Raw genomic sequence first — 335 nt, 5'->3', positions numbered from 1 at the left:
TTTGTCGCAAAGCTTTCGGAGTATTTAAGTTCCCAATCTTTTGCCTTTGACGTAAAACCTTTGTGCTTCCAAAGATGCTCCTTTAAACGAGTTTCGATATTTTCAGTAGCACCCACATAGTAGCTATCTAGACTTTCAGAATACAATATGTAGATGAAATAAATCATAAAAAAAACCGAAGCGAAAGCTCCGGTTTTAAATCTGGTGGGCGATGAGAGCCTGTTCCGAATTTACTTCGGAATGCTCTAAACCAGCCGAGCTAATTCTTGGAGTTTATCAACGTCTCAATCATCTTTCTACTTTTCCACTTTTTAATCTGCTTTTCACGTAAGATA

At 37.6% G+C, this 335-nt stretch carries 1 protein-coding gene; it reads right to left on the bottom strand.

Features of this window, described 5'->3' with window-relative positions; all coding sequences use genetic code 11:
* Positions 1-167, bottom strand: a 167-nt coding sequence (locus tag K8089_RS16425; protein ID WP_237604354.1) for a GIY-YIG nuclease family protein, incomplete at its 3' end; no start/stop codon positions are given.
* Positions 168-335: the final 168 nt, after the last annotated feature.

Origin of the sequence: Aequorivita vitellina (assembly GCF_022008365.1) — a bacterium.
GTDB lineage: Bacteria > Bacteroidota > Bacteroidia > Flavobacteriales > Flavobacteriaceae > Aequorivita > Aequorivita vitellina.
This window is presented reverse-complemented; position numbering and strand designations above follow the sequence as displayed.